Genomic DNA, 1,901 nt, shown 5'->3' on the forward strand with positions numbered 1-1,901 from the left:
GAGCCGGGGGCGCCGGGTCGGGCCCGGGCGCCGGCACGGGGCCCGGTGCGGGACCCGGCTGCGGACCGGGGGCCGGCGCGGGAGTCGGATTCGGCGGGACGGGATCGTTCGGCGGTGTGCCCATGAGAAACCCCTGCGGAGGTGACGGAATCCGTTCTTCCGGCGCGTGCCCCGCCGCCGACGCGGCAAACGGCCCGGTGATCCGTTGACAGTCCCGTCCCGGCGTGGCCATCCTCTCGGAGAGCGCTCTCCATAGCGGAGTGCGCGGGGGAGGCGAACCCATGACGGAAGAAGAACTCGACCGGCTGCTCGGCAAACTCACCCTCTCGGAGAAGGTGCGCCTGCTGACCGGTGCGACGACCTGGCGCACCCACGCCGAACCGGCGGCCGGGCTCGCGCCGATGGTGCTCTCCGACGGACCCGCCGGCGTACGCGGCGAGGCGTGGGACGAGCGGGACACCTCCGCGCTGCTGCCCTGCGTTTCGGCGCTCGGTGCGCTGTGGGACGAGGGGCTGGTCGAGCGGCTCGGCGGCCTCCTCGCGGCCGAGGCCCGGCGCAAGGGCGTGGACGTCGTCCTGGCTCCCACCCTCAACCTCCACCGCTCGCCCCTGGGCGGACGCCACTTCGAGTGCTTCTCCGAGGACCCGGAACTCACCGGCCGCACCGGGGCCGCTCTGATCCGGGGCATCCAGGCGCACGGCGTCGCCGCCACGGCCAAGCACTACGTAGCGAACGAGGCGGAGACGGAACGGCTGACCGTGGACGTCCGCGTCGGCGAACGCGCCCTGCGCGAGGTCTATCTCGCGCCCTTCGCCGCCGCGGTCGCCGCCGGCGTCCGGCTCGTCATGGCCGGGTACAACGGCGTCAACGGCGCCACCATGACGGAGAACGCGCTCCTCACCGAGCCGCTCAAGGGGGAGTGGGGCTTCGACGGCGTCGTCGTCTCCGACTGGGGCGCGGTCCGCGGCACCACGGCGTCCGCCGTGTCCGGCCTCGACCTGGTCATGCCCGGGCCCGGCGGCGCCTGGGGCGACGCGCTGGTCGCGGCGGTGGGCGCCGGCCTCGTCCCGGTCGAAGCCGTGGACGACAAGGTCAGACGTCTGCTGCGGCTGGCCGGCCGCGTCGGGGCCCTGGGCGGCCCGCCCGCGCCGCCGCCGGCCCCCGGCGACGTACGGCGGCTGCTGCGCCGCACCGTCGCCGCGAGCGCGGTCCTGCTCCGCAACGACGGCGTACTGCCGCTGGACCCCGGTACGGCCGGCACGGTCGCGGTGATCGGAGCGCCGGCGGCCCGGCCGAGGACCCAGGGGGGCGGCAGCGCCGGGGTCTTCCCCGCGAGCGTCACGACGCCACTCGACGGCATCCGCGAGGCCCTCGCCGGGCGGGCCCGCGTCGTCCACGCCCCGGGCCCCGCCGTCGAGCACCTGCCGCCGCCGCTGGGGACGGCCGGGTGCCGCGATCCCCGTGGCGGGCTGCCCGGGGTGCTGGTGCGCACGCTGGACGCGCGGGGCCGCGAGCTGTACGCCGGAGGGGGCCTCTCCGGACGGCAGTTGGAGCCCCCCGCCCCGCCCGGCGCCCACACCGTGGAGATCAGCGCCGTCCTGACGCCGGACGAGGGGGGCGAATGGACCTTCGGCGTCGGCGGGTTCGGGCGGATGAGCCTGACCGTCGACGGCCGGGTCCTCGTCGACGGCGTGTTCCCCCGCGCTACGGACGATCCGGCCGTCGTCCACGTCAACCCCCCGTGCCGGTACGGCAGTCTGCGGCTGGAGGCCGGGCGCGCGGTGCGCGTGGTCGCCCGGCGCGAACTCGCGCCCGGCACCGGCCGCGCCCCACGTGGTCGGCAGCCGCCCGCCCGGCTCGGCGGCGCCGAACAGCACGTCCGCGATGCCGGCGCCCGCCTC

Annotated in this window: 1 protein-coding gene; it reads left to right on the forward strand. The window is 77.1% G+C overall.

The features are described 5' to 3' along the window. Window positions 1–281 precede the first annotated feature (281 nt). Window positions 282–1,901: glycoside hydrolase family 3 N-terminal domain-containing protein (locus E2E34_RS33870; RefSeq protein WP_138905653.1), on the forward strand; the 1,620-nt coding region annotated here is incomplete at its 3' end.

Source organism: Streptomyces albidochromogenes (assembly GCF_005981925.1).
GTDB classification, from domain to species: domain Bacteria; phylum Actinomycetota; class Actinomycetes; order Streptomycetales; family Streptomycetaceae; genus Streptomyces; species Streptomyces albidochromogenes.